The 19,952-nt window shown below is 72.5% G+C and carries 16 protein-coding genes; 11 read left to right on the plus strand and 5 right to left on the minus strand.

What is annotated here, in order from left to right; genetic code table 11:
• The 6 genes from F4560_RS10440 to F4560_RS46075 all read left to right on the plus strand — a co-directional run bounded on the left by F4560_RS10440 (nt 1) and on the right by F4560_RS46075 (nt 6,947).
• Nucleotides 1–1,551 (plus strand): class I adenylate-forming enzyme family protein, encoded by a 1,551-nt coding sequence (locus F4560_RS10440; protein WP_184929040.1) that lies wholly within the window; start codon nt 1–3, stop codon nt 1,549–1,551.
• Nucleotides 1,548–2,315: a class I SAM-dependent methyltransferase gene (locus tag F4560_RS10445; protein WP_312869038.1), complete on the plus strand. Its 768-nt coding sequence runs from the start codon at nt 1,548–1,550 to the stop codon at nt 2,313–2,315. Before F4560_RS10440 ends, F4560_RS10445 begins: the two co-directional genes overlap by 4 nt.
• Nucleotides 2,312–3,745: a CoA transferase gene (locus tag F4560_RS10450; RefSeq protein ID WP_184919019.1), complete on the plus strand. Its 1,434-nt coding sequence runs from the start codon at nt 2,312–2,314 to the stop codon at nt 3,743–3,745. The genes F4560_RS10445 and F4560_RS10450 overlap by 4 nt, the downstream gene beginning before the upstream one ends.
• Nucleotides 3,742–5,193 carry a class I adenylate-forming enzyme family protein gene (locus F4560_RS10455; protein WP_184919020.1) on the plus strand — a complete coding sequence of 484 codons (1,452 nt, stop codon included), beginning with the start codon at nt 3,742–3,744 and terminating at the stop codon, nt 5,191–5,193. Before F4560_RS10450 ends, F4560_RS10455 begins: the two co-directional genes overlap by 4 nt.
• A gap of 5 nt (nt 5,194–5,198) precedes the next feature.
• A complete protein-coding gene (locus F4560_RS10460; RefSeq protein ID WP_184919021.1) occupies nt 5,199–5,606 on the plus strand; it encodes a carboxymuconolactone decarboxylase family protein in 408 nt (135 codons plus the stop codon).
• Between the two features lie 117 nt (nt 5,607–5,723).
• Nucleotides 5,724–6,947, plus strand: coding sequence for an FAD-binding protein (locus F4560_RS46075; RefSeq protein WP_312869040.1), 1,224 nt, complete (start codon nt 5,724–5,726; stop codon nt 6,945–6,947).
• Nucleotides 6,948–6,977: 30 nt separating this feature from the next.
• Here F4560_RS46075 and F4560_RS44310 read toward each other — a convergent pair whose 3' ends face one another.
• On the minus strand, nt 6,978–8,777 hold the full coding sequence (locus tag F4560_RS44310; protein WP_246477772.1) for a Crp/Fnr family transcriptional regulator: 1,800 nt from the start codon (nt 8,775–8,777) through the stop codon (nt 6,978–6,980).
• Between the two features lie 565 nt (nt 8,778–9,342).
• On the opposite strand from F4560_RS44310, the gene F4560_RS10475 reads away from it, so the two are divergent.
• From F4560_RS10475 to F4560_RS10495, 5 genes are all read left to right on the plus strand, one after another.
• Nucleotides 9,343–10,413: an acyl-CoA reductase gene (locus F4560_RS10475; RefSeq protein WP_184919022.1), complete on the plus strand. Its 1,071-nt coding sequence runs from the start codon at nt 9,343–9,345 to the stop codon at nt 10,411–10,413.
• Nucleotides 10,410–11,786: an acyl-CoA reductase gene (locus F4560_RS10480; RefSeq protein WP_184919024.1), complete on the plus strand. Its 1,377-nt coding sequence runs from the start codon at nt 10,410–10,412 to the stop codon at nt 11,784–11,786. The genes F4560_RS10475 and F4560_RS10480 overlap by 4 nt, the downstream gene beginning before the upstream one ends.
• A 79-nt stretch (nt 11,787–11,865) precedes the next feature.
• Nucleotides 11,866–13,488 carry a methyltransferase gene (locus F4560_RS10485; RefSeq protein ID WP_184919026.1) on the plus strand — a complete coding sequence of 541 codons (1,623 nt, stop codon included), beginning with the start codon at nt 11,866–11,868 and terminating at the stop codon, nt 13,486–13,488.
• Between the two features lie 73 nt (nt 13,489–13,561).
• Nucleotides 13,562–14,749: a sugar efflux transporter gene (locus F4560_RS10490; RefSeq protein ID WP_312869044.1), complete on the plus strand. Its 1,188-nt coding sequence runs from the start codon at nt 13,562–13,564 to the stop codon at nt 14,747–14,749.
• Nucleotides 14,750–14,885: 136 nt separating this feature from the next.
• On the plus strand, nt 14,886–15,560 hold the full coding sequence (locus F4560_RS10495; protein WP_184919027.1) for a hypothetical protein: 675 nt from the start codon (nt 14,886–14,888) through the stop codon (nt 15,558–15,560).
• On the opposite strand, the gene F4560_RS10500 is transcribed toward F4560_RS10495, so the two are convergent.
• Genes F4560_RS10500 through F4560_RS10515 form a run of 4 tightly spaced genes read right to left on the minus strand, consistent with a single transcriptional unit; the run spans nt 15,505 to nt 19,896 of the window.
• On the minus strand, nt 15,505–16,389 hold the full coding sequence (locus tag F4560_RS10500) for an ECF transporter S component (protein WP_312869046.1): 885 nt from the start codon (nt 16,387–16,389) through the stop codon (nt 15,505–15,507). The two genes, F4560_RS10495 and F4560_RS10500, sit on opposite strands and share 56 nt — an antisense overlap.
• Nucleotides 16,386–17,990: an ABC transporter ATP-binding protein gene (locus F4560_RS10505; RefSeq protein WP_184919028.1), complete on the minus strand. Its 1,605-nt coding sequence runs from the start codon at nt 17,988–17,990 to the stop codon at nt 16,386–16,388. The genes F4560_RS10500 and F4560_RS10505 overlap by 4 nt, the downstream gene beginning before the upstream one ends.
• Nucleotides 17,987–19,051, minus strand: a complete 1,065-nt coding sequence (locus F4560_RS10510; RefSeq protein ID WP_312869048.1) for a CbiQ family ECF transporter T component — start codon at nt 19,049–19,051, stop codon at nt 17,987–17,989. Before F4560_RS10510 ends, F4560_RS10505 begins: the two co-directional genes overlap by 4 nt.
• Entirely contained in the window at nt 19,048–19,896 is an 849-nt protein-coding gene (locus F4560_RS10515) for a hypothetical protein (RefSeq protein WP_184919030.1), read from the minus strand. The genes F4560_RS10510 and F4560_RS10515 overlap by 4 nt, the downstream gene beginning before the upstream one ends.
• Nucleotides 19,897–19,952 lie beyond the last annotated feature (56 nt).

The following is a 19,952-nucleotide window of genomic DNA, read 5'->3' on the forward strand; positions in this document are numbered from 1 at the left end:
ATGGGCACGTTGTTCGAAGAGGTCGCGGACCGGCGCACGCACACCACCGTCCACCTGGACCGGCCGTTCGACATCGCGCCGACCGGCGTCGTGACGTCCGCCCGCGGTCCGGTCGTCGACTACACCGTGCCGCAACTGGCCAAGCTGGTCCGCGAGGCGGCCGGCTGGCTGTACGCGGCGGGCGCGCGCCGGGGTGACCGGGTGGCGGTGGTGAAGCGCAACCACTACGACTACGACCTGCTCGCGTGCGCGGCCGTGCGGATCGGCGCGGTGCCCGCGCTGCTGTCCGGGCACCTGTCGGACGACGTGCTGGAGATCCTGCTCAAGCGGCTGGATCCGGCCGTGCTGGTGACCGACCGGGTGCTGCCGGCCGACCTGGCACGCCGGGTGCTGTCGCTCGGCCCGCCCATCCCCGGTGCGGTGACGCTGGACGACGTGCGCGGCTCGCGGGTGCCGGTGCCCCGGCGCAGGCACGACGACGACCCGCTGATCGTCAACCACACGTCGGGCACCACCGGCGTCCCCAAGCTCGTGGTGCACACCACCCGCACCATCGTGCACCGGCTGGCCAGGTTCGAGGCCGTGCGCTGGCCGGTGATCGGCGTGCGCCGTGACGACGTGGTGGCGAATGCCAGCTCCTACGCGCACGGCCGCACGTTCTGCTGGACGGCGAGCGTGTTCTGCCTCGCGCCGCGCAAGATCGTGCTGCTCAGCTCCCCGGAGTCGCTGTCGGTGCTGGAGCGGTACCGGCCGACGACGCTGGAGGCGCTGCCCTCGGCGTACGTGCGGTGGCAGCCGTCGGCGGCGCGGCCCGACAACCCGTTCCGCGACGTCCGGCTGTTCGTCAGCACCTACGACGCCATGCACCCGCCGGCCATGCGCGCGATGCTCGGCGCGTCCCGGCGCAAGCGTCCACTGTGGATGCAGGGCTGGGGGCAGACGGAGACGGGTCCGCTGACGTTCCGGTTCCTGACCCGGCGTGCGCTCGACCGCGCGCCGGATGCCCGTGACCTGGGGCGTCCCGTGCCCGGCCGGACGAAGCTGCGCGTGGTGGACCCGGTGACGTTCGAACCCGTGGCACGCGGGCAGAGCGGGCTGGTGCTGGCGCGGACGGCGGCGCGGTGTGCGGGGTACGTCGGTGAACAGGACCGCTGGCAGGCGAAGAAGAACGGCCCGTGGTGGAACACCGGCGACCTCGCCGTGCTGACCCGCGGGGGTTCCGTGCGGCTGCTGGACCGCGAGGTGGACGCCGTGCCGGGGCTGAGCTGCCTGGAGGTCGAGGACCTGGTCGAGGACCGGTTGCCGGAGGTGGTGGAGTGCGTGGTGCTCGGCACGCCCGGCCGGCGGCCGATCCCGGTGCTCGTGACGGAAGGGCCGGTGGACCCGGAGGTGTGGCGGCGGGCGGTGGCCGACCTGCCGACGATGGCCGACCCGCACGTGCTGGCCTGGGACGACGTGCCGCGCACCGCCACCGGCAAGGTCCGTCGGCTCGACCTGCTCACCCGGCTGGTCGGCAGCGCCGAGACGTGCGGCTCCGGACGGTGGACGTGACCACCTACGTCTTCGACCGCGCGCACGTGGCCGAGCAGCACCGCTGCCTGGCCGCCGCGTACGACCCGGTGACGTTCGGGAGGCTGGCGCGGATCGGGATCCGGCCGGGTTGGCGGTGCCTGGACGTCGGCGCGGGGGGCGGCAGCGTGGCGCACTGGCTGGCCGCTCGTGGTGCGAAGGTGCTGGCCACGGACGTGCAGCCGGACCACGTGCCGCCCGCGCCCCGGCTCACCGTGCTGCGGCACGACGTGGTGTGCGACCCGCTGCCCGAGGCCGAGTTCGACCTGGTCCACGTGCGGTTGGTGCTGCGTCACCTGCCCGAGCGGGACGCGGTGCTGCGCAAGCTCGTCTCTGCTTTGAAGCCAGGAGGGTGGTTGCAGGTGGACGAGTTCGACAACTCGTACAGCCCGGTGCTGCTGGCGCCGGACCGGCGGGCGGCCGAGCTGTACGAGACGTTCCTGGCGGTCAAGGAGAGCGTGTTCGACGCGTTCGGCGTGGACGGCGCGTGGGGTCGCAAGGCGGCCGGCGCGATGGTCGGGGCCGGACTGGTCGACGTGGACCCGAGGGTGGTCGTGCACCCGTGGCGGGCCGGGTCGCCCGGTGTGCGGCTGCTCGCGCACACCACGCACATGTTGCGGGACAAGCTGATCGCGGCGGGGATGACGGACGAGCAGTTGGTGGCGGTGCGGGAGGTGCTGGCCGACTCGCGGTTCCTGGCCACCTCGCCGGTCGTCTACTCGGTGCACGGGCGGCGGCCCGTATGACGTCAGTGGTGTCGGCGGTGCCGTGGTCTGGGCCGGTGGACGTGCCGTTGGCCGGTGAGCTGGACGTGCAGGCTGCGTGCGGGTTGATGCACGTGCACGGCCGACGGTTCGGCCGGCCCACGGCGCTCGGGTTGGATTATGCGTCGATCGTGGCGGCGGAGCTGGACTCGATCGGGGCGCTGGCGCTGGAGGTGGCGCGGTTGCGCGGCGTTCCGGTGCGGACGGTGTCGACGTCGGTCGCGCAGGCGGGGTTGCTCGCGGTGTCGCAGTACCTGGCGGCGGCGACGGCGGACGAGCCGGAGTCTGTCGGTGAGGGTGTGGGCGGGCCGCCGTTCCTGTCGGTGGACGGGGTGGCGTTCGAGGTCGAGGCGTTGGACGCGGAGGTGTGGCGTCGGTTCTGGGCCGAGTTGGACGCCGATCCGGGCGTGGTGGCGGGTGCTTGGCGGCCGTTCCAGCACCGGTTCGCCACTGCGACCTGTGCGGTGCCGGGGGAGCTGACCGGGTTGACCGCGCGGTTGCCGATCACGCGGCTGGAGCAGGTCGCGGCGGTGACCGGGATGACGCTGGTGCGGGTGGCGAACCGGGCGGTGGACGACCTGCCGCCCTACCGGATCCGTGCGTTGGGCACGGCTCCGGTGTCGACGGCTGGTGAGTTGCCGGACGCCGGAGAGCTGCGCGGTGTCGGGGTGCTTCGCCGTGCGGGGGAGTTGCCGCTGTCGGGGGTGGTGGTGCTGGAATCGTGCCGGCGGGTGCAGGGGCCGATGGCTGGGCACTTGCTGTGGCAACTGGGCGCGTCCGTCGTCCGGGTCGAGCCGCCGGGTGGTGATCCGTTGCGGGGTGTGCCGCCCATGTCCGGTGACGTGTCTGCCCGCTTTCATGCCCTGAACCGGGGCAAGCGGGTGGTCGAGGTGGATCTCGGCACGGTGGCCGGGCGGCGGGAGTTGCTGGAGCTGGCATCGGGCGTCGACGTGTTCCTGCACAACTGGGCGCCTGGCAAGGCCGCCTCGTGGGGGTTGACGGCCCGGGACGTCGCACGGGCGCGGCCTGGGGTCGTGTACGCGCACGCGTCCGGCTGGGGTGACGCGCTGGGCCCTCGGCCGCCGTTGGGGACGGATTTCGTCGTACAGGCGCACGCCGGGGTGCCGCCGTCGCTGATGACGATCGTGGACGTGTTCGGCGGGGTGGTGTGCGCGCGAGGCGTCGTGGAGGCCATCGCGCGGCGGATCCGGTCCGGAGTGGGGCAATCGGTGGCGTCCTCGCTTCTGTCTGCGGCGTCACGGATGAACGCGCAGGCGACGCGGCGGTGCACGGCGCCGTTGAGCGTGCCGGTGTGCACCGATCTGGCGATGTTGGGGCGGGATCCGCGGTTCTCGCGTGCCCTGGTCCGCGACGGGTGCGTGGTGCCGGTGTCGGCGTGGGAGTTCGGATGAGGTGGACGTCGTCCACCGGCGTCGTGGTGCGGGACCTGGTTCCCGCCGCGTTGCGCCGGTCGTGGGTCGAGGCGGGGCACTGCCCGGACCGGGACCTGTACTCGTTGTTCCGGGACCGGGTCCTGGAGCACCCGGAGCGGACGGCGGTGATCGACGACGCCGGAGCGATGGACTACGCGTCGCTGGATCGCGCTGTGCGGCGGCTGGCGGCGTCACTCCGGGGTCACGGCCCGTCCGACATCATCGGCATCGACCTGCCGAACGGGCGGGAGGCGGTGGTGGCGGAGTTGGCGGTCGCGGCGGTCGGTGCGGTGGCGGTGCACTTGCCCGACGGCGGTTCGCCGATCGCCGGCACCATTGTCAGCGACGTGTCGGCGGCGTTGGAATCGCGCTGGGACGCTCCGCTGTCGCCGGTCGCGGTCGATCCGGAAGCGCCGGCGCGGGTGCTGGTGTCGTCGGGCTCGGAGGCCGCGCCGAAGCTGGTCGCCTACTCGCACAACGCGTTCGCCGGCGGTCGGGGGAACTACGTGCGGGCGGTGCACGGCGACACGGTGGTGCCGCGCGACCTGGTGCTGGTGCCGTTGGCGTCGGCGTTCGGCTCGTTCGGCGCGGCGATCACGCTGTGCCGGTTCGGGGGAACGTTGGTGCTGATGCGGCGGTTCGACGCGGCGGCGGCGTGGCGGATGGTGGCCGAGCACCGGCCGACGCATGTGTTCGGCGTGCCGACGATGCTGCGCCGGATGGCGGCGCTGAGGTCCACTGTGGACGCACACTCGGTGCGGGCTGTGGTGTCGAGCGGTGATGTGCTGACGCCGGAGACCTTGGCGGACGTGCGCACGGCGTTCGGCTGCCCGGTGATCAACATCTACGGGTCGTCGGACGGCGTCAACTGCCACACGTCCACGCCGGAGAACGGTGTGGGCCGACCTGATCCGGCGGTGACCGACATCCGGATCGTGGACGGCGAGATCTGCGCGCTGGGTCCGATGACACCGCTGTGCTACGTCGACGCGCCGGAACTGGACGAGCGCCACCGCCTGCCCGGCGGCTGGGTGCGGACCGGTGACGAGGGATTCTTCGACCCTGACGGCACTTTGCACGTGGTGCGCCGGCTGAAGCGCGTGGTGATCCGCGGCGGTTACACCATCAGCCCGGCCGAGGTGGAGTCCGCGCTCGGCGGTCACCCCGTCGTGGCCGAGGTGGTGTGCGTGCCGGTGCCGGACCGGGACCTGGGGGAGCGGCTGTGCGCGTGCGTGGCCGTGCGTCCTGATGGCCGCCCGCCGTCGCTGGGACAGTTGACGGAGTTCCTGAGCGAACGCGGTGTGAGCCGTCGGAAGCTGCCCGAACACCTGCTGGTCCTGCCCGAGCTGCCGTTGGGGCGGACGGGGAAGGTCTGCCTGCCCACCGTCACCCGGCTGGCCGTCGAACAACTGGCACAAGGGAGTTGATGGCGATGAGGCTTGATCCGTTCGCCGGGCCGGGATTCGCCGCGCTGGGCGCGTTGGACAAGGCCGTGGACGACGTGGACCTGCCGGTCGGGCTCGTGGAACTGGTGCGGCTGCGGTGTTCGCAGATCAACGGGTGCACGTATTGCGTCCGGCTGCACACCGACAAGGCCGCGGCGGCGGGGGAGGTGCGTGATGTCTCCTCCTGGCGCACCGATCCCGCGTTCACGGAGGCGGAGCGCGCTGTGCTCGCGTTGGCCGAAGCGGTGACGCTGGTGCACGACGGCCACGTGCCGGACACCGTTCTCGACACCGCGATCAGCCGGCTGGGAGAAGTCCGGGTCCAGCAGGTGGTGTGGGTGGTGACGGTGGTCAACGCCTACAACCGGCTGGCGATCAGCGCTCGACTCACCTGACCTAGACCGTCACGCAGCATCCTGGCACCTCCCCGCGCGGGACGGGAGGCGGCGGTGATCCGTTCTGCCGGCTCCGACGCGAATGCGGCCCGCGGGTGATGAGGCAGAATCGGGCCGGTGAGCACCAACTGGGCAGGCAACTTCACCTTCTCCGCCGCGCGGACCGCGCACCCGACGTCGGTCGAGGAGGTCCGGGCCGCGGTCAAGGCCGCCGACTCGGCACGCGTCGTCGGCGCGGGCCACTCGTTCAGCACGATCGCCGACACCACCGGAACGCTGATCAGCCTCGACGGGATGCCCGAGGTGTTCGAGGTCGGATCCGGATCGGTCCGGGTGGGCGCGGGGATGCGGCTGGCCAGGCTCGCCGACCTGCTGAACGCCGCCGGGCTCGCGCTGCCCGCCATGCCGTCGCTCCCGCACATCACGATCATCGGCGCCTGCGCGACCGCCACCCACGGCTCGGGGAACGACGTCCCGTCGCTCGCGAGCCTGGTCCGCTCGCTCGACCTGGTCGCCGCCGACGGTGGCGTCACCACCCTGAGCAGGGGAGACGCCGGTTTCGACGGCGCCGTGGTGGCGTTGGGGTCGCTCGGCGTGGTGGTGGCGGTGGAGCTGGACGTCGTGCCGACGTTCGACATCGAGCAGCGCGTCTACGAGGACATGCCGTTCGACGCCCTGGTCGCGAACGTGGACGCCGTCTTCTCCGGCGCCTACAGCGTCAGCGCCTTCACCACCTGGCAGGGCGTGGCCCAGGTGTTCGTCAAGCAGCGTGCCGAGGTCCCCGGCCACGACCTGACCTGGACGGGCGCGAGGCCCGCCACCGAGCCCCGGCACCCGGTGCCCGGCCAGCCCGCTCTGCACTGCACGGCCCAGCTCGGCGAGCCCGGCCCGTGGCACGAACGGCTGCCGCACTTCCGCGCCGACTTCACGCCGAGCGTCGGCAAGGAACTCCAGTCCGAGTACTTCGTCGCCCGCGAGCACGCCGCCGACGCGCTGACCGCGTTGAACGAGCTGGGCGCGGACATCACGCCCCTGCTGCTGACCTCCGAGGTCCGCACCGTCGCGGCCGACACGCAGTGGCTGAGCCCGGTGCACGGCCGGCCGAGCGTCGCGCTGCACTTCACGTGGTTGCAGGACGACACGGCCGTGCGGGCCGTGCTCCGCAAGATCGAGGCGGCGCTCAGCCCGTGGCGTCCCCGCGCGCACTGGGGCAAGTTGTTCGAGATGGCCGACCCCGGCGCGCGGTACGAGAACTGGGCGCGGTTCGCCGAACTGCGCGCCGAACTCGACCCCACGCGCAAGTTCCGCAACCCCCTGGTCGACGGCTGGTTCACCGCCTGATCGCAAGCGGACGGCTGGTTCACCGCCTGATCACAAGCGCGCGAACCTCCGCAGCCCTTCGAGGTCGGGCACGACGACGTCACGCCGGAGGTGGCTCACCACCACACCCGCCTTGCGCAGGTCGGCGAACGCCTTCTCCGCGGTGCGCGGCTTCATCCCGGCGATCGACGCCAGCTCCACCTTGGTCAGCGGGATGCCGAGCACCCAGCCGCCGACCTCCTGCCGGCCGTGCGCGCCGACCAGCTCGGCCAGCACCCGGGCGACCCGCTCGGCGGCGGTGTGGGACAGGAAGTCACGCCGCCGCCGGTTGGCCCACCGCAGCTGGTCGTCGATCACGCCGATCAGCTCCACGAAACCGTCGTTGCGGCGGTGCAGGAACCCGTGCAGCTCGGCGCTGGTGATCAGCCTCGCGGAGACGTCGCCACAGGTCACCACCGTGGCCGACCGCGGCTTGTGGTCCAGGGACGCCAGTTCGCCGATCAGGTCGCCCGCGACCCGCACGGTGAGCACGGCGGTCTCCCCGCTCGCGTCGTTGACCAGCACCTTCACCACGCCTTCGAGCAGCAGGAAGACGTGCGTGTCGGTGGCGCCCTGGACGATGATCTCCCGGTCCGCGGCGTAGCGGACCGCGGTGCCCAGGGTCAGCAGCTCCTGCCGGCTGCTCTCCCGCAGCCGGGCCAGCAGCGTGCCCGGCGGCCACTCCGTCGGCATGTTCTGCCGCACGGCCGGCGTTCCCGGCTTCGCGGTGGCCAACGACCGGCCGGCGTCGGCGAACGACGCGTAACCGCGCTCGAACGACGGGTCGGGCCCCGCGCCGGACAGCAACGCCTCGCACGCCCGCCGCTGCTCGTCCAGCGCGACGGCCGCCGGGTGGTCCGGGCCGAGCGCCGACATGGACCGCATCGACGCGTCGCGCACCAGGTCCAGCAGCCGCTGCGCCTGCGCGCGGGCGCCGTCGAAGTGGGCCAGCTCCAGCTCGGCCGAGGCCAGGTTCGACGCCGCGACCATCGCGTGCGGGTGGTCCTGGCCGAGCCTGGTGCTGGTGCGGTCGGAGGCCGAACGCAGGTTGGGCAGCACGTGCCTGGCCCGTTCGGCGGACCGGCGCATCCTGGCCAGCTCGAACTCCGCGGACGCCAGGTTCGCCTGCGCGACCAGCGCCCGCGGGTGGTAGGTGCCCAGCGAGTTCAACGCCCGGTTGGTCGCGTCACGCATGTCGGTGAGCGACTCGGCGATCTCCTCCGCGTCACCCTGGTCGCGGGCCACCCGGAACCGCGCGCACATCAGGTTCAGCCGGAGCACGCACGTCTGCGGGTGGTTCGCGCCCAGCACCGCCGAGTTGCGCTGTAACGCCAGCTCCAGCGCGCCCGTCTCGGTCGATTTCGCCGGTTCGACGGCCACCGCGACCGCGCCGACCGTCACCGGGTCGGGCAGCGGCACCGGGTCCAGGAAGTCGCCGACCACCTGGCGCAGGGGAGCACCCCGGCCGAACGTGGTTCCGGGTGCCCTGCGCCGCGCCTGACGCGCCAGTGTCGCGCCAGGGTCCCGCCGACCGCGGGCCACGGAGGTCAGCGCCTGCTGGTCGCGCACGCGTGACGCCTCGGGCCCCACCGGGTCCACCAGGGCCAGCATGGCGATCAGCAGCGCGTCGGCGGCGTCGGCGGAGCCGATCCGGGTCAGCGCGCCGGCACAGCGCAGCAGGCGGTCCACGTCCCGGCGGGCGCTGAGCGCGTCCAGCGAGCGCGCCAAGTCCACGGCGAGGCGCCGTGCCGCCTGCCGGTCCGGCGCGGACCGGGACAGGACTGCTTCGAGTTCGACCATTCGGCTGTTCATCCGGCACCCCAGTTGGTTGCTCGGTCTGCGACGGCGCGGTTCAGGCGTTCGGACGCCGTGCTCCGGCGTTCGGGCGCGAGGACTCCTGCCGTCGGAGTGGAATCCTCGTTCATAGCGGCGTTATCGGTTGCTCCGGGTATTTGTTAGCGCATACCCGACATTGTTACGGCACGAATGGTCGGATGTCCGAACGCTCTCCGCAATAATGCGGAAAACCGGGCAAGTTTTTGGTCACGAATCCGTCGCCCTGCATGGTGCCACGTGATCACCGGGCGTGACGTCGTGACGCACCGCAGTCGAAGCGTGACGCGACCGTGCGTGCGGACCGGCGTTCCGGGGTCGATCCGGGGTCGTTCCCACCGTGGGGGACGGGCGCCGACCTGGCCCTAAAGCGTTCCGGTTACCGAAGCGGAACGGTCGGCGGCATTCCTACCTGGGCTGTTCGTCGGTCATCCTGTGGCCTCGCCGAACCCCGGTTAGCGGTACGCCGTTCCGGGGGCGATCCCGTAGTTTCGCGCCGGTGCGGGCCGACCGTCCGGTTGACCTCGTCCGCAGGAGGAAATCGATGACCGTTGCCCACGACGATCCCCACGTCGCGCGGCTCTTCGATCGCATGGCACAGCTGGTCGCCGAGGGAGTCGGCGATCCGCGCGACGTCCAGGGCGAGCTGGTCGAGCTGGCCATGGCGAACTCGCCGGACGTCGCCCGGTACTGGAAGCAGGTCGGCGTGGGTGTCGGCGTGCCGGACACCGCCTACAAGGACGGCGGACCACACCTGTTCCCGGACGCGCCGGCGGTGCGGGTGTTCCGGACCAGCGGGACGACCGGGAGCGTCCGCGGCACCGTCCGGTACTCGGCGCTCGGGCTGGAGCTGAAGCGGCTGGCGATCGAGGCGCAGGCCCGACGGCACTTGCGGCCGGACGACGGGGTGCGCCCGGTCGTCCTCGCGTTCGCGCCGTCCGAGGAGGCCGCGCCGGAGATGGCGATCGCGTTCGACATGGCGCGGATCGTCCGGTCGTGCGGCGACCCGGATCTCAGCACGGCCGTGGTCGGCGCGAACGGCGTGGACTTCGACCTGCTGGCGCGGCGCCTGGACACCGCTGTCGCGGAAGGACTGCCGGTGGTCCTCGTCGGCGCGACGTTCGCGTTCGTCAACATCTGCGACGCGCTGGAGGCCCAGGGCCAGAGCTGGCGGTTGCCGCCCGGCTCGCGGATGTACGACGGCGGCGGGTTCAAGGGCCGCTCGCGGATCATGCGGGTGGACGACCTGCGCTCCGCCGTGCGCCGGGTCTTCGGCATCGACCGCCACGGCAACATCTTCGGCATGACCGAGCTGGCCAACCAGCTCTACGACGCCTCGGACACGCCGGTCGGCCCGCTCGGCGAACGGCCCAAGGGCGCTCATCCGGCAGGTGGTCCACGGGTCCGTGACCCGCACACCCGTGAGTACCTGACCGAGGGCACGGGCCTGCTGGAGATCACCGACCTGTCCCTGCTCGACCGGCCGCACGTGCTGCTCACCGGCGACCTCGGCATCACCGGACCGGAGGGCGTCGCGATCGCGGGCCGCGTCGCGGGCGGCACCAGCCGCGGCTGCTCGCTCACCCTCGACGACATGACCGGAGGAGCCGCATGAGCGTGTCGTGGATGCCGCAGTGGGCGCCGGCGGACGGTGTGCCGTTCACCCTCAGCTCGGGTCCGCACGAGTGGCGTGGCGTCCGACCCGTCGACTGGGCCGCGATCGGAGCCGGGCTGGCGACCGCGCACGACGGACTGCGGCGGCTGCCCGTGCGTCGGATCGTGGACGCCATCGACGCGGCCGTCGACCTTTGGAGCAAGCGGGACTTCGCCGCACGCCGTGACACGGTGCGGGACGCGGCGCTGGTCACCGGCATGTCGGAGGAGACGATCGACCGCGCGCTGGACGGCGAGCTGGGCAACCTGCGTGCCGAGCCGCTGCTCGCCGCGCTGACCCGGGAACTGGGCGATCCCGATGTGCTGGACGGCTTCAAGGGCGGAACCACGGCGGTCGGGCCGCGGACCGTGCTGGCCGTGTTCTCCGGCAACGTCCCCGGCCTGCCCGCGCGGTCGCTGGTGCGGGCGCTGCTGGTCAAGGCGACCGTGATCGCGAAGGTCCCGGCCAGGGAACCGCACTTCACCGCCGCGTTCCTGCGCACGCTGCACGACGTGGAGCCGGTGCTGGCCGACGCGGTCGTGGCCACCTACTGGGACCGTGACGACGAGGAGACGCTGGAGGCCGCGCTCGGCCAGGCGGACGCGGTGATCGCCTACGGCGGCGACCAGGCGTGCGCGGCGATCCGGGCCAAGGTCGCGCCGCACCAGCTCTACGAAGAGCACGGGCACAAGCTGTCGTTCGGCATCGTCGACGCCGGGTACGTGGACCGGCACGGTCCGGCGGAAGTGGCGCGACAGATCGCCGCGGATTGCAGCGACCTCGACCAGCACGCGTGCCTGTCGCCGCAGGTGTACCTGGTGCACGAGCAGCACGCCCGCCCGGTCGCCCAGCACCTGGCCGAGGCGATGCGGCGCGAGGCCCAGGACAGCCCGCCGGGGACGATCGACACGCAGGACGCCGCCATGCTGCAACACCGCAGGCTCGTCGCCGAGTGGCGGGCGGCCGGTTCGGACCACAGCGAGGTGTGGGCGCCGGACAGTCTGGAGTGGACGGTCGTGCTGGACGACACGCTGATGCCGCTCAGCGGCGCGGGCAACCGGGTCGCGCGGATCGTCTCCGTGCCCGACGTCGCCGCGGCGGTCGACGTGATGCGCCCGTACGCCGAACACCTCCAGAACGTCGGGCTCGGGATGGTCGGCGAGGAGTTCCGGCGCACCGCCCGCGAACTGGCGACCCTCGGCGCGAGCCGGGTGTGCGCGCCCGGCGCGATGACGAAGGCGTCGATGGTCTGGCGGCACGACGGGCAGCCGCGCATCGCCGCACTTGTGCGCTGGTGCGATATCGAGCTTCACCCGGAGCTCGAAACCTCCTAGCCTGTGCCCGGGGTCACATGCGTTCTCCGTGCCCCGCCCGAGTGGGCGGGGCACGCCATCCTCATGGGGGAGACGAGCAATGTCCGTGACGGTTACCGGCGCGCGCGGCGCGTTGGGGGAGAGAGACTTCCGCCGAGTGGCGGAATCCGTGAGTTTCATCCAGGACACGAGCACCGCGGAGGCGTTGGCCGCCGTGCTGGGCGGTGACGCGCCTGCTGCGGCCTTACCCCACTTGGAATTCCTGCACGCCGCCGTCTTAGTGGCGGTGGAACGGGTGCCGGACGCGGTCAGTGTGCTGGCCGATCTCGGTGTGGAGGCGAGGGAACCGGTCCCGAGCGTCGTGGTGCGCGACCGGCTCCGGCGCAGGACCGGGCAGGACCTCGACGTGCGGATCGTGCGCGGCAAGGTCGCCGGCGGCCCGCGTGAGCTGGAATTGTTCGTCGTGGCCGGTGGATCCGCGTTGTCCGACGAGGACCGCGAGGCCGAGTCGCACCTGGCGTTCCGCGTCACGAACGGCGACGACGTGCTGGTGCGGGGGCTGTGCGGGACGTTGCTCGACGCGGGCCTCGTCGTGGACGGCGGCGGCTACAACGACCACGAGAACATGACGGTGCTGTACTTCCGCGGCGTCGCGCCGGCGGCCCGGATGGAGCTGAAGCTGCCCGGCCGCCACCCGGACCTGCTGGCCCGTCACGTCGGGCCGCCGGACCGGTCCCGCCGCGAGATGCTCGACCTGATGACCGGCGCGTGGCGCACCAGCGCCGTCGCGGTGGTGGCCGAGTTGGGTGTGGCCGACCTGCTGGCCGACGGCCCGCTCGGCACCGCAGACCTGGCCGAGCGCACCGGCACGCGGGAGGACAACCTCCGCCGCCTGCTGGCGTACCTGGCCGCGCTCGGCGTGTTCGACCGGGACGGCGACGAGTGGTCGTTGACCGACGTCGGCGCGATGCTGCGGAGCGACGCGGCCGGGTCGCAGCGGGACCTGGCCCGCATCTACGGCGGCCTGTTCTACCGGTCGTTCGGCGCGCTGGAGCACACCGTGCGCACCGGCGGGAGCGCGTTCAGCCACGTGTACGGCGTGCCGCCGTTCGAGCACTTCGCCCGGCACCCGGCCGACGCGCGGCTGTTCGAGGGCGCGATGGCGGCGGGCACGGCGTTCCTGGAGCTGGTGCCCGGCGTGCTGGACCTGCCTGCCACCGGCACCGTGGTCGACGTGGCCGGCGGTGACGGTCGGCTGCTCGGCCTGGTGCTGGACTCCGTGCCGGGGCTGCGAGGTGTGCTGTTCGACCGGCCGCACGTGGCCGGTGCGGCGGCTGACGTGCTGGCGGGGTACGGGGAGCGGGCGGAGGTGGTCGCCGGCGACTTCTTCGACGACCCGGTGCCGCCCGGCGGCGACGTCTACCTGCTGTCGCGGATCCTGCACGACTGGGACGACGAGCGGTGCTCGGTGATCCTGCGCAACGTGCGTGCGGCGATGGCGGAGGGCGCGACGCTGGCGTTGGTCGAGCGGCCGATCCGGGACGGTCGGCCCGCGGTGCTGCCGCTGGCGTTCAGCGTCCACATGATGGCGAACACCACGCAGGGTCGTGAGCGAACGACCGACGAGTTCCGAGAGTTGTTGTCCGCCAACGGCTTCACGTTGGAGGACGTCCGCGAGCTGCCGCTGGACATGGCGGTGCTCGTCGCGCGCGCGACCGTGTGATAACGCTCTCACCGGGTCCGGATGGTGATAATCGGTTTCCTCGTCGCCCGGGTGGGCGGCGAGGATCGCCGGTGTGGCACTGACCGAGAACCCCGCTCCCGCCCGTTCACGACCCTTCATCCCGTTGGTGTCGATGAGCCTCATGACGGGTGTCGGGTACGCGTTGGCGGCCCCGTTCATGTCCTTGTTCCTGATCAAGGAAGTCCAGGCCGGTCCGGTCGCGGTCGGGGCGTTCCTGCTGATCAGCGCCCTGATGTCGATGGTGGTCAGCACGCTGATCGGACGGCTGTCCGATCGGCGTGCGATCCGCCGCACCCTGTTGGTGGTGGCCAGCTTGACGGGCGCGGCGGCGTGGGCGCTGTTCGCGGTCGTGCGCGACTACTGGCTGCTGCTCGCGGTGGCGGTCACGCTGAACGCGGTGGCGTCCTCCCAGTTGCCGCAGATGTTCGCCTACGCGCGGCAGTTGCTGGAACGCAGCGGCTCGGCCAAGGCGCCGCTGGCGATGAGCGGCCTGCGGATGACGTTCTCGATGGCCTGGGTCGTCGGGCCGCCGCTGGGCGCGCTGCTCATCGTCGGCGGCGGGTTCACCGGCCTGTTCGCGGCCAGCGCCGTGGTGTACGCGCTGGCCGTCGTGGTGACGCGGGTGTGGCTGCCAGAGCTGGGACCTTCCCCCGCGCCCGCGCCCGGCGTCGAACGGCAGTCCGGGTTGCGCCGGGAGGTCGTGCTCGCGGCGCTCGCGTTCGTGCTGCTCCAGTGCGCGACGGCGGTCGGCGTGGCGGCGATGCCGTTGTTCGTCACCGAGAACCTGGGCGGCACGCCCGGTGACGCGGGCCTCGTGCTGGGTCTGTGCGCGGCGCTGGAGATCCCGCTGATGCTCGGGTTCGGCGCGTTGGCCCTCAGGTTCAACCACCGGGTGCTGGTGCTGGCCGGCGGCGCGGTCGCGCTGGCGTACTACGGGGTCATGCTCCTGACCGAAGCCACCTGGCAGGTGATGGCCGCGCAGGTGCTGCACGCGGTGGTGATCTCGGCGGTGATGGGCGTGGGCATCTCCTACTTCCAGGACCTCGCGCCGGACCGGCCGGGTTACGCCAGCACGCTGTACACGAACACCGCGAAGACCAGCGCGATGCTGGCCGGGCCGCTGCTGGGGCTGGCCCAGCACCTCGGCTACCGCACCGCGTACGGCATGGGCCTGGTCATGTCAGTGCTCGGGCTGGCGCTGCTGCTGGCCGCCCGCCGTCGGGTGACACCGGCGGCATGAGGACTACTGCGGTCGGCGGGTGACGCACGGTCAGTGAGTTGACCATGCGTTGCGCTCTTCGAGGGGTTCTCCGCGAAATTCGGGTCTACGACCCCCTCGGCGTTGATAGACCTACCTCAGGGGGAGGAGGTCACAGTTGCCCAGAAAGTTCACATCCAGAAGGTTCTACACGGATGCGAAAGGCCGGGTTCGGCCGGTCGCCGGCGGCGGCGGGAAGACCGGCTCGGTGCTGTTGGCCGGGTTGGTCGTGTTCGGCGCGGTCGGGTACGGGGGAGCGGTCGGCCTCACGGGCGGCTCCGGTGGCGGCGGACCCGGGCTGACGGTCGAGGAACGCACGGCCGAGGGCGTCGACCAGGCACGTCAGGGTGACGCGGAGGCCGCGTGGCAGGAGATGGGGCTGCACGGGCTCAACCAGACCGGGAAGCACCGGGCCGAGTGCGTCGACGCGTCCTTCGGCTGGGTGCAGTACTTCCTGAGGACGACGCCGTGCACGTCGATGGACCGGGCGCTGTTCACGGTCGGCGACGACTGGGGCAACTCGGCGGTGATCACCGTGGCATGGGTCGAGTTCCCCTCGCGCGGCGACGCCGAGGACTTCCACCACGTCGTCGACAAGCCAGGCTCGGGTGACCTGGAGCCGTTGGGGTGCGCGCTGGTCGGCGTGGCGGACATCCCGTTCAGCGGGCAGAACTACGGGTCGGAACGGGACCGGACCACGGTGGCCGTCGCCGAGGCCGAGGTCGCCACCGGCTACCTCACGCCGGAGGTGTTGGACGGGTTGGCGGAGGTGGCGGCGCGACTGCCGCGCTGAACCCCGGATCTTCGGGCGGTCCGAACACCGCATCGCCGAACGAGGCCTTGCGGGCGGCCCGGCGCAGCGTGCGCAACAGCACCGGGCCGGTCGCCAGCACCAGGATCGTGGTGGTGACGGCCCGGCCGATGTCCCAGCCCAGGGACGTGGCCAGGCTGAACGCCACCACGCGCGCGAGGTTGTCGAGGATCGGGCCGCCCGGCTCGTAGGACAACGACGTGCTGCCCGCGCCCAACGCGAACGGCCAGAACGACAGGTTCAGCAGCAGCCCGTAGACCAGTGACGCGGCGGCGCTGTACGCGGCGAGCATCGCCAGTTCCGCTTTGCCTCCCCGCGACGACGCCCGCAACGACGGCAGCAGCCCCGCGCCCATCGCGACCCACGCCGCGCCCAGCATCTGGTACGGCAGCCACGGCCCCACACCGCCGGTGAGCAGGCCGGACGCGAACAACATCGTGTTGCCGAGCACGAACCCGAAACCGGGCCCGAACACCCGTCCGCCCAGGACGAGCAGGAAGAAGACGGTCTCGATGCCGGCCGTGCCCGCGCCGAGCGGCCGGATCGCCGCACCGAGCGCGGACAGCACACCGAGCATCGCCACGGCTTTCGCGTCCAGCCCGCCTTCGCTGACCTCCGCCAGCACTACGGCGAGCACGAGGGGGAGGAGCAGCGCGAACGTCCACGGCGCCGTCGTGCCCCGGACGATGTCCGCGTCGGCGGAGACCAGCAGCGGCCAGCCGAACGCCACCACCGTGATCGCCGCCGCGACGGCCAGGGCCAGGGTGGCGCGGGGTCGGATGCGGATCGGCGCGTTCACGGCCGCGTTCACGGCGCCGCCGCCAAGGCCGCGCGCACGTCCGCCACCGTCAGCCACGGCTGCGGTGCGAGGACCTTCGCCACCTGAGGTGAGAACACCGGTGACGCCGTCACCACCTCGGCGGTCGGGCCGTCGGCCACCACCTCGCCGTCGGCCAGCACCACCACCCGGCTCGCGTACTCGGCCACGAACTCCACGTCGTGCGTCGCCAGCACGATCGCGTGCCCGTCGTCGGCGAGGTCGCGCAGCGCGCCGGCCAGCCGGGTCTTGGCCGGGTAGTCCAGCCCCCGGGTCGGCTCGTCCAACAGCACCACGCGCGGAGACGGGGTGAGCGCGACGGCCAGCACCAGCGCCAACCGCTGACCCTCGGACAGATCGCGCGGGTGCCGGTCGTCCGGGACGCCGGGCGCGAACCGGTCCAGGAACTCGCGGCACGTGCCCGCCGGCTTGTCGGACTCACGATCGGCCTGCGCGCACTCGCCGCCGACGGTGTGCAGGTACAGCAGGTCCGCCGGCTGCTGCGGCACCAGTCCGACGGCCTTGCGCCGCGGACCGGGCTTCAACGACGCCGGGTCGACGCCGTCCACCGCGACCTCGCCACCGGACCGCTTGCCGGTGCCCTGGACGGCCCACAGCAGGCTCGACTTGCCCGACCCGTTGCGCCCCATCACCGCCACCCGCTCGCCCGCGCCGACGCTCAACGACACACCGCGCAAAGCGTCCACAGTGGAATACCGAACCCGCAGGTCCTTCGCTTGCAAGAGTTCCACGGTCTTGGGGGTGGAGACCGCAGGCGGTTCTGCGAGATGGTCGCGCAACGGCCCGGCCAACCGCCGCGCGTCCCGGATCGACACCGGCACCGGCTCCCACCCGGCCAGCTGACCCAACCGCACCACGGGCGGCGCGACCGGCGCGTCCGCCAACACCGGGCCGGGCTCACCCGCGACCGGCGGCAGCCCACCACCGGGCAGCCACACCACGCGGTCCGCGTACTGGGCGACGCGTTCCAACCGGTGCTCGGCGATCAGCACCGTCATCCCCAGGTCGTGCACGAGCCGGTGCAGCGCGGCCAGCACGTCCTCCGCCGCACCCGGGTCCAGCGCCGACGTCGGCTCGTCCAGCACCAACACCTTCGGGTGGGCGGTGAGCGCCGCGCCGACCGCCACGCGTTGCTGCTGCCCGCCGGACAACGTCGCCAGCGGCCGGTGCCGCAGGTCGGCCAGGCCCAGCAGGTCCAGCGTCTCCTCGACCCGCTTGCGCATCACCGGGTTCGGCAACGCCAGCGACTCCATCGAGTACGCCAGCTCCTCCTCGACCGAGTCCGTGACGAACCCGGCCTGCGGGTCCTGCGCCACCATGCCGACCACGTCCGCCAGTTCGCGCGGCGGGTGCGTGCGGGTGTCACGACCGGCGACCAGCACCCTGCCGGTGAGCGTGCCGCCGGTGAAGTGCGGCACCAGCCCGTTGACCGCGCGCAACAACGTCGACTTGCCCGACCCCGTGCGCCCCACCACCAGGCAGAACTCACCCTCCGGCACGTGCAGGTCCACCGCCGTCAACGTGGGTGCGGCGGCGTCGCGGTAGGCGACCGAGACGTTCTCGAACCGGATCACGCGGGCACCTTCTTCCGGGTCGCGATCAGGACGGGCGCCAGAGCGCACAGCAGACCGATCGCGGGCAGCAACGGCAGTTCGGGCGCGGTCAACGGCACCGTGCTCGGTGTCAGCACCGCGCCGCCCAAGCCGGCCGGGGCCAGGTACGTCGCCAACGCCGCCACCAACCCCGAAGTCATGATCAACAGCTCGCGCGGACCCCAGGTGTCCGGCCGGTACCGACTGCGCCGCACGCGCCGCGACCCGCTCCACAGACCCGCGATCGCGAGCACCGACCCCACCGCCAGCATCGGTCCGCCCACCACGGTCGGCGTGCTGCCGCCGAGCAACCCGTACGCGCCGACGCACAGTCCCATCAACCCGCCCAACACCAGCACACCCGTCACCATCCGGGTCTTCTTCGACAGACCGGCCGTGCGGCCGTACCCGCGCGAGTCCATCGCCGCCGCCAGCACCAGGGACCGCTCGAACGCGTCCTCCAACACCGGCACCATCAGCACCCGCACCGCCTTCACCCCACGGACCGCGTCACCTCGCAACGCCCGCGCCCGCCGCACCGACCGCGCGCTCGCCACCAACTGCGGGGCGACCGTCAACGCCACCACCACCGCCACGCTCACCTCGTACAGCGCGGCAGGCAACGTCCGCAGCAGCCGCTTGGCGTTGGCCAACGCGTTCGCCGCGCCGACACAGCACAGCAACGTCGCCAGTTGAAGTCCCTGGTACAGCGCGAAAGCCAGGCCTTCGGCACTGACCGGGCCGCCCAGCCGGATACCCCTGGTCCACTCGGGCAACGGGATCTCCGGCAACGTCACCAGCACCGTCGGCCCGCCGACACCGCCGAGCAGCACGTGCAACACCACGCGGATGGCCAGCACCACCAAGGCGAACTTGAGGAACACCCCGTACGCGCCGGCCCACGGGGTGTCCTCGCGGCAGGACACCGCGACGTACCCGGCGACCGCGATCACGAGCGCGAGCAGCACCGGGTTCGTCGTGCGGCTGGCCACGGCGGCGAGGCACAGCGCCCAGAACCACCACGCGCCAGGGTGCAGGCTCACTCCGCCGCCTTGGCCCGTCGCCGCGCCGTCCACACACCCAGACCACCCAAAGCCGCGATGACCACGAGCCCGATGACCAGCCCGACCGTCCCACCGGACGACGTCCCCGCCGTCGGCTGCACGGCCACCGGCGTCTCACCGACAGGCGTGGACGAACTCGTCGCGGGACTGCTACTGGCCGCCGTCTCCGAAGAAGCCGGCGCAGTCGTCTCGACCGTCGTGGTCGCCTCCGACTGCTGCGGCGGCGCGGACTGCCCCGGCTGCGTCGACTGGCCCGACGTCACCGGTTGTCCCGGTTGTCCCGGTTGCACGGGCTGGCCTGGCTGAGCGGCGGGAGGTTGCGGCGCCGGAGGCTGCGCTGCGGGCTGGGTCGGCTTCGGCGCGGGCTGCGGCGGGGGAGCAGGTGCCGGAGGTGCGATGCCAGGCGGCTCGCCCGCACCGAACGACCAGCCCTCCACGCTCCCCGGCGCCGGGTTGTACGCGCTCGCGCTGGAGTTGCTGTAGACCCACGACCCGCCGGGCTGCCCGTGCCAGTACGACCAGTGCGCGTCCGACGGTGGCGTGTAGTTGCACGAGTCGCCGGCCGGTTGGTCGTTGATCTTGCACACGAAGCCCGGTTGCCGGGTCACGAACGTGTAGCCGAACCCGGCGGCGGTGAGGGCGGCCGTGCCCGACGACGGATCACCAGGGGCACAACCCGTCCGCACACCGCCGCCCAGCGACCGGAAGTCCACGACCACCGTCACGCCCGCGCAGTCCGCCGCCTGAGCGGTCGGCGGAGCGCCGATGATCGTGAGTCCGAGCACCGCCGACGCCGCCAGGACGCGCCGCCACCAGCCCGTCATGGCGCGGTGGCGAGGGCCTGACCGGAGCCGAACGCCCAGCCCTCGACGTCGCGTGC

It is taken from the genome of Saccharothrix ecbatanensis (assembly GCF_014205015.1).
Lineage (GTDB): Bacteria > Actinomycetota > Actinomycetes > Mycobacteriales > Pseudonocardiaceae > Actinosynnema > Actinosynnema ecbatanense.

What these genes read in the sequence shown, in the direction of transcription:
- F4560_RS10475 (WP_184919022.1), top strand. Translation starts at nt 9,343, where the DNA reads ATGACCGTTGCCCACGACGATCCCCACGTCGCGCGGCTCTTCGATCGC.
- F4560_RS10455 (WP_184919020.1), top strand. Translation starts at nt 3,742, where the DNA reads ATGAGGTGGACGTCGTCCACCGGCGTCGTGGTGCGGGACCTGGTTCCC.
- F4560_RS10515 (WP_184919030.1), bottom strand. Translation starts at nt 19,896, where the DNA reads ATGACGGGCTGGTGGCGGCGCGTCCTGGCGGCGTCGGCGGTGCTCGGA.
- F4560_RS10460 (WP_184919021.1), top strand. Translation starts at nt 5,199, where the DNA reads ATGAGGCTTGATCCGTTCGCCGGGCCGGGATTCGCCGCGCTGGGCGCG.
- F4560_RS10480 (WP_184919024.1), top strand. Translation starts at nt 10,410, where the DNA reads ATGAGCGTGTCGTGGATGCCGCAGTGGGCGCCGGCGGACGGTGTGCCG.
- F4560_RS10485 (WP_184919026.1), top strand. Translation starts at nt 11,866, where the DNA reads ATGTCCGTGACGGTTACCGGCGCGCGCGGCGCGTTGGGGGAGAGAGAC.
- F4560_RS10450 (WP_184919019.1), top strand. Translation starts at nt 2,312, where the DNA reads ATGACGTCAGTGGTGTCGGCGGTGCCGTGGTCTGGGCCGGTGGACGTG.
- F4560_RS44310 (WP_246477772.1), bottom strand. Translation starts at nt 8,777, where the DNA reads ATGAACAGCCGAATGGTCGAACTCGAAGCAGTCCTGTCCCGGTCCGCG.
- F4560_RS10440 (WP_184929040.1), top strand. Translation starts at nt 1, where the DNA reads ATGGGCACGTTGTTCGAAGAGGTCGCGGACCGGCGCACGCACACCACC.